This window comes from Arthrobacter sp. UYEF20 (assembly GCF_040546335.1).
In the GTDB taxonomy this organism is placed as follows: Bacteria; Actinomycetota; Actinomycetes; order Actinomycetales; family Micrococcaceae; genus Arthrobacter.
In genome coordinates this window covers 1-6668 of sequence record NZ_JBEPNP010000052.1, presented here as the reverse complement: position 1 = coordinate 6668, position 6668 = coordinate 1, and the positions used below count along the sequence as shown (strand labels likewise).

The 6668-nt window shown below is 58.7% G+C and carries 7 protein-coding genes and 1 pseudogene; 4 read left to right on the top strand and 4 right to left on the bottom strand.

Annotated features, from left to right (window positions below):
- Both ABIB26_RS23415 and ABIB26_RS23410 read left to right on the top strand, forming a co-directional pair.
- Positions 1–206: pseudogene (locus ABIB26_RS23415) on the top strand (ABC transporter substrate-binding protein); the annotation flags it as partial.
- A gap of 290 nt (positions 207–496) precedes the next feature.
- Positions 497–1006: a transposase gene (locus ABIB26_RS23410; RefSeq protein ID WP_354248582.1), complete on the top strand. Its 510-nt coding sequence runs from the start codon at positions 497–499 to the stop codon at positions 1004–1006.
- A 1226-nt stretch (positions 1007–2232) separates the two neighbouring features.
- Here the strand turns inward: ABIB26_RS23410 and ABIB26_RS23405 are convergent.
- Entirely contained in the window at positions 2233–2718 is a 486-nt protein-coding gene (locus ABIB26_RS23405) for a hypothetical protein (RefSeq protein ID WP_354248580.1), read from the bottom strand.
- A 579-nt stretch (positions 2719–3297) separates the two neighbouring features.
- Here ABIB26_RS23405 and ABIB26_RS23400 point away from each other — a divergent pair.
- Positions 3298–3717 carry a hypothetical protein gene (locus ABIB26_RS23400; protein ID WP_354248578.1) on the top strand — a complete coding sequence of 140 codons (420 nt, stop codon included), beginning with the start codon at positions 3298–3300 and terminating at the stop codon, positions 3715–3717.
- Positions 3718–4043: 326 nt separating this feature from the next.
- Here ABIB26_RS23400 and ABIB26_RS23395 read toward each other — a convergent pair whose 3' ends face one another.
- A complete protein-coding gene (locus ABIB26_RS23395; protein WP_354248576.1) occupies positions 4044–4616 on the bottom strand; it encodes a recombinase family protein in 573 nt (190 codons plus the stop codon).
- Between the two features lie 228 nt (positions 4617–4844).
- Between ABIB26_RS23395 and ABIB26_RS23390 the strand changes: the two genes are divergently transcribed.
- A complete protein-coding gene (locus tag ABIB26_RS23390; protein WP_354248574.1) occupies positions 4845–5714 on the top strand; it encodes a trypsin-like serine peptidase in 870 nt (289 codons plus the stop codon).
- 163 nt (positions 5715–5877) lie between these two features.
- Here the strand turns inward: ABIB26_RS23390 and ABIB26_RS23385 are convergent, their stop codons facing one another.
- On the bottom strand, positions 5878–6135 hold the full coding sequence (locus ABIB26_RS23385; protein ID WP_354248573.1) for a PDZ domain-containing protein: 258 nt from the start codon (positions 6133–6135) through the stop codon (positions 5878–5880).
- Entirely contained in the window at positions 6117–6377 is a 261-nt protein-coding gene (locus ABIB26_RS23380; RefSeq protein ID WP_354248571.1) for a ribbon-helix-helix domain-containing protein, read from the bottom strand. Before ABIB26_RS23380 ends, ABIB26_RS23385 begins: the two co-directional genes overlap by 19 nt.
- Between the last annotated feature and the right edge of the window lie 291 nt (positions 6378–6668).

Sequence of the window (6668 nt, the reverse complement as noted above, 5' to 3'; positions counted from 1 at the left end):
CGGCCCAACGAAGTCCACTATGGTTATCGACAGCCAGCACTGGCAGCGTAGAAGAATCCACCAATTCCACTGTCCGAAATCCTCGCGGCAGCTCATACTTCCGGTTCCTCTACAACCACGAGCCCACGCCAGAAGAGCTTGACAAGATCCTCTGGACCTCTGCAAACAGCGGCTCCGCCAACTACCAAAAATTCAATGCTGGATGAAGCCAGTTCGGCGAAACTGAAGCGCCGCGCGCGGCTTCCCCGGGAAGCCGGCCAGGACAGTAACGCGGCGCGGGGAGACGGCCCGGCGGTCCTTGGACCCGTTGTCATCGCCGCCGTGAACCGCTCTCCTGCGCGTCGTCGACCTCGGCGTTGACGCACGTAAGCCCTTAACCGTCACCCAGATCAACACCATCGCCGCATGGAGGGAGCGAGACGAAGAATTCGGAATTCAAACCTGCCGCCGCGAAGCCACCCGCCTCGCAAAGCAAATCCTGACACTGCAGGAGCAAATGGCTAAGAACCACGCAGAACTCGAGGAACTCGTGCAGCAAGTGCATCCGGGACTTTTGAACGTCTACGGCATCGGCCCGGTCCTGGCCGCAATCATCCTCACAGCCTGGTCACACGCTGGAAGAGTACGCTCCGAAGCCGCATTCGCAGCCCTGGCCGGCACCTGCCCGGTCCCGGCCTCATCAGGTGGCACCACCAGATTCCGATTGAACCGCGGCGGCGACCGGCAACTCAACAAAGCCATCTACACCATCGCCCTCATCAGAATGAACCGCGACCAAGCCACCAAAGACTACGTCGCAAAACGAACAAGCCAAGGACGCACCAAGAAGGAAATCATCCGCAGCCTCAAGCGATACATCACCCGCCAGATCTACCGAACCCTCAACGCAGCAACGGAGGTTGGGAACATCGAACTCAAGCCCGTAATGGCGCCCAACTTGACGTCGTCAACGGCCAGACTGGTCATCCTCGGCGACGACGTCATCGGTTGCTTCCGGGCGGGTTAGAGGGATTAGCGGCCGTGGCGTGGAAGAATCACTGGGTGGATGACCCGGAACCCCTGACAGTGAACTGGCCCTCATTCCTGTTCGCGCTACTTGTGGACTCGCTCCTCGTGTGGGTCCCGGCGGCCTCTGTTTTCTTTCTCGCTCCTGGGCATCAGCTTCCGCTCGCTGCGGGGATCGTGCTGGCCACGGTGGCAGCCAACTGGACCCTCTGTGCCCGCGGAACCACGCTCGGAACCTATCTTGGCGGTTTTCGGATCCGGACCCGGAACGGACAGGCACCCGGGCGCACGTACGGACTGATCCTTTCCTTGTTCACGTTCGCATCAGTACCCGCGATAGCGGTTCTGATAGCAATCGCTTTCGCGCCAGGCAGTGAGGCTTCCGGCCCCTTGGGAAGTCCTGTCAGTTACCCCCTGTTCGGGGAACGCACCCGCAGACGGAGATTTCTTCAAGCCGCAGACGACTTCTGGGAGCACTGGGCCTGATCCCTGCGCAAAGAGCGGCCGGACCCGACGCATCACACGCCGGATCCCGATTGGCTGCTTTTGCCGGTGGAATCAGGGAGGCCAAGCCACGTCCTCCATCCGCCACAATGAACAGCACGACGGGTTCAGTAGTCGTGGTCAGCCGAGCCATTCAGCACCTTGACTTCGGCTCAATCCCTGCTTTGTTTTCTGGCTGACTTGCCGTAAACCCACCCCACTTATATTGGATACTTCCAAATTATTCGAAAGATTAAGCCGGGAAGTACGGTTTCTATCCAAACGCTTTACTAACCGCAAAAATACTGTAAGGATGCATCAGCATTCCGCTGGGGAGTGCGCCCTGAGGGGGGACATGAAAATACGAGCACTTACCACAGCCACGGTGATAGCCATTTCACTTTTAGTACCGGCCGATATTGCCCTGGCTTCGGATGAACCCGCCAGCGGCGATACGTCCACCGTCCAGGGAAATACACAGACGGCGGAAGATTCAGCAAACAGTCTGGCAGCCATCGTGACCACGGCCACCGCGCCGGAACTCAAAACTAATGAAGTTCCGGCCGTCGAGACTTCTGTCGGTTCCTTTGTTAAGCAGGGAGAGGTTGAAGTCACCATGCCTCTCAACGCTACCGATTCTGTGGCATCCACCAAGACGGCTGCTGACGGTGACGTCACCGTGAAGGTGGGCACCGGAGCTTCCAGCGAAACCAGGGGGGTGCTTGGGGACGACGGGAGCGTCGTTTACGGGTACGATCCGCCACCAATCATCTTGAGTTCAACCGGTGACTGCTGCTTATTGAGGTTCACCGACGAGGAAGTTTCGCTGAAGACCTGCTCGTATTTGATGATCGCGACGGGTTCGAAACCTTCCGGCACTGCGCTTCCGCCGCTCGGGGAGAGCCAGGGCTGACACCGGTCGATCGCCTGCTGGTATTTGCCGACCAGTTTGGCGTCCACGCCGGCGCGTTTCAGGGCGTACAGGTCCTCCTTCAGGTCCTTGATCAGCTGAAGGAAGTTCCGGCTGGGCTGAGCCCCGTAATGCCCAGTGGTTTCAGCCCTGCCGTTGATGGCTTCAAAATGGCTATTGAGTTCCTCGTGCAGAACAGCGAACATATGCGCCCACCGCCCTACGTCTTCATAGAGGCGGGAGAAAGCCGGCGAAGACGGCCGCTCTTCATACTTTGCTGCAATATCGGTCAGCATCAATGCGAGGCTGTCTACGGCCACACGATTCTCCGCTCTTCGAAGGTAAGGGATCTGAAAATTTTGGGGCGTTTCCTCGCTGGGCGCGCGGAGAAGGCCTCACTGGGGCAAATGCCGTTGGGGTTGCTTGTGGCCAGGGCGAACGTCTCAGCGGCTAGCTGACCCGCGTTGCCCCGAATAGGGCTCCGGTACACGCCCCGAGGCCTACTGTGGCAACGATGAGTGCCCACTACGAGAAAGGTCCTCAGCGGCCGGCTCGGGAACTTGATGTTCCAACCACTCTTCCTCATGTCCAACATCCAACCAGAGTTTCACTCTTGAGTGGGGCGCCGCTCAAAAACGACCGGTTCCAACGACAGCACTTGGCTCGTGTGAGACGGCGACCTCATGGAGGAATGACACTAGCTGACGGTGGGAGATGCCTGCAATAGAGGCTATGCGGCATCCAAAGCAGATCGCTCAAGAGCTAATAGGGAATCAAATGCGAAGAAGATTCCCCCGAAAAGCCTTTAGAGTTAGCGGATTCTATATAGACTTCAAAGTTTTTTCTTATAAAAGCCATAAACTGGCTCTAATTGTCGTCCCCATATGGTTTACTTATAAATGAATCAGAAAACTGTTTCATTCAACACAACAAAGAAAGTGAAAAGCAAATCAATGACTACAACGACTAAAAGCTTTGGAAAGCAACTGAAAGACTATGTGAGCACTAATGGAGATGTGGTGAAAGATGCGCACGGAGTCGTTGCGTGCGCCATTCCACTTGTCATCTCAGGACTGATAGCCCTTGTGGGGGTTGGTGTTATCCCTGGCGGGAAGCTTGCCTATTATGTCAGCTTTTACGTAATGGCGTTCGTGCTTGCTTTGGCGGCAGCACTTACCTTGGGAGACAAGCGCCATACCGAGGGTAATGAGGATGTTGCCCCGACGGTTGGTTTAGGGGCAATCTTGTTGACGCTTGGGCTTGCCGCCCTTGCTTGTTTCAAAGATTTGGGGGCGTTCCAAACAGTCCTTGGCGGCTAGCCCGCAGCTCGTAGAGCGTTCGGCGGTTCATAGGGGCGTAAGTGGCAGGCGGTGCGTTGCTGGTTGCGGATGAGGTCTACCGTGACCAGCACGCCATCTGGACAGTCCTGGGTCGGAGGGGCCAGCCATGCAAGTCGAAAACGACCCTTTGTGCCTGTACTGACGGGGAAGGCCAGCACCCCTCCCAATGTCATTTTCCGAAGTCGTCTGCACAAGCTGCCCCGAAAGTAAGGGAGTTGTGCAGCCGGGTATGGACATCTGGTGTCCGAAGTCCCCTGCACAAAGCGTCACTTTGGTCGGGAGTCGGCTCGCTGGCGGGGGGAGGGTCACGTGGCCGGCGCGGCGCGCTGGATGGCCCGGTAGACGGTGGAGCGGGCGACGCCAAAGAGTTCGGCGATCTCCGTTGTGGTGTGCGTGCCGTCCCGGTGGAGACTCACGAGGTGTGCTTCCTGTCTTTTGGAGAGTTTGGGCTGTCGACCTCGAAGCTTGCCCTTGGACTTCGCCACCGCCATGCCTTCGCGGGTCCGGGCGCGGATGAGGTCGGATTCAAATTCCGCGACCATGCCCAGGACGTTGAACAGCAGCTTTCCAACCGGGTCGTGAGGGTTGTAGATGCTGCCGCCGATGTTGAGGGTCACGCCCTTGCGTGTGAGCTCGTCGGCGATATCCCTCGCATCCGGCACGGACCGTGCGAGCCGGTCAAGTTTGGTCACCACGAAAGTGTCACCGCCGCGGCACGCGGCGAGGGCCTTTTCCAGCCCGGGTCGGCCGCGTTTGGTGCCGGTGAATCCGTGGTCGACGTGGACCATCTCGGCGTCGACGCCGAGGCTGTGGAGGGCATGATGCTGGGCGGTGAGGTCTTGGGTGCTGGTCGAGCAGCGGGCGTAGCCGATGAGCATGCTTCGGACTGTAGCGTATAAGGCACCTTCACCGGGCATTAATTCGGGCAGGGTATACGGGAATCCGACAAGGGCGGAAACTCGCGGATGTGAAGAAGGCCAACGAGCAGCGCCGGGCCGTCCGGTGGACGAACCGGCTATCGGGCGCATCGACGGCCGATGAAGCCTCCAACCCGCTCTGGGTCTCGGTCCGGGCATGCCAGCGCTGGTATGACATAGGCTTTGCTGATGGTGAAACCCCCAGTTGAAACAGTCGCGGATCAACTCTTCTTCACGACTGTGTTTATCGAAGCCTTTACCCCTACAGCTAGGTCCACTGGAACTGGTTTCATCGTCAATTACCCGGGCGAGAATGGCCTGTCAAGACCGGTTCTAGTCACAAACAAGCATGTGTTCGACGGAGCAGAGCAAGTCGCCTTCACCATGCCCGCCGCGGAGAACGCGGCCCAGCCCGCCAACCGAGGTACACGCATGGTGCTCACCGGCTTCAATGGCCATACCTGGGTGGGACACCCAGACTCAGGCGTCGACATCGGCGCCATGTTCTTCGCGAACGTTGTGAATGCGATGCAAAATAACGGTGCTGCACCGTTCTACCGAGGGTTTGGGCCCGAGCAGCTCGCTACACAAGACACCGCGAACTCGCTCGACGCTATCGAGCAAGTCACGATGATTGGATACCCAAATGGCCTATTCGACCAGTCCTCCATGCTGCCGATCGCACGACGTGGGCAGACCGCGACGCCGATCTTCAACGAATACAACAATCTGCCAGCCTTCCTGATCGATGCTTCGGTATTCCCGGGGTCTAGCGGCAGCCCGGTTGTGCTATACGACCGCGGAACGTTCACGACTCGCGATGGATCGACCCACCTCGGTACACGAATGGCACTCCTCGGCGTTGTTGCCGCAGTTCACACTCGTCAAGTCAACGGAGTCGTGCAGATGGTCAATGCCGGCGTCGCCACCTTCGACGACATGATCGATCTCGGAATCGTATTCAAAGCCAGCGCCATCCAAGAAACGGTCTTCGCGCTGTACGAGGCGAATGGGCTCCCCCTCCCTGTCGCAACAGTTGCTCCCGAGGAGCTCGCCTAGCAAGTCACTTCAACCAACATGGAAGGCTCAGTCCCGGCAGATATATTTGCCGTCGCTTCCCGGCGCCGAGCTGCCCCGCTAGAGGATCCTTCACCGGGCGCTATCGAAGGATGGGTAGCTCAGGTTATCGTGATCGCCCAGGAGGGCGGTGGGGCGAGTGATTTCAGGCGAGCAGCTCCAGGTACTGCGTGCGCGCCTTCATTGCATGAATCAGCAACTCGTTGCCGCTGTCGAACCGAAGGACGACGAGTTCGAGTAGGCGGCCTGCGGGGTCGAATCCGAGCCTCAACTGGCGGGCAGGGCTGTCCTCGTCGAGGTCTGCAACGTAGACCGCGTGAGACGCCGCGTGAATTCCATCCTCCGCGCTGATGCCGTGTTTAAGAGCGGATGAATTCGCCTGCACTAGGCGGCGCTGATCCACGCCCGGACGGCTGCGCGGATCGCTTCCGAACGGCTCAGGTGATCATGCTCGGCTCGAGCAGAGAGCTCCCGCAGCAGGGAGGCATCCATACGTACCGGTACCACTTCGCCGGGGCCCTCACCGACTGGACGGCGGCCCCGCTTGCGCAGTTGCTCGATCGGGTATCCACGCTCAGCCTCGTCGGACCACGCTTGGATGATCTCTTCAGTGACCGGCACTCCGTTGATCTTCTCGTGACTCACATCCAAATCGTATTACGAAATTGAAATCGCCGGAAGGGCCCGAAGAAACTGAATACTGGCCCGTCCCTGCGAACGCACTTTAGCGGTCTTTGTGACTGCCAAATGACGGCTTGGCCTGTCCGGTTGAGGATCCGCTTACGCACGCGTTAATGCGTTAGTGCACCCCTCAAGTGCCCGTCCGGGGCGCACCTTGGCCGGTTACGTCCATTAGCGTGGTGTAACGGCCCACCTCGGGCGTGTTTGCCAGATGCGAAGGCGGTCACCGCGTGATCCTTGGAAATGACAGTCCAA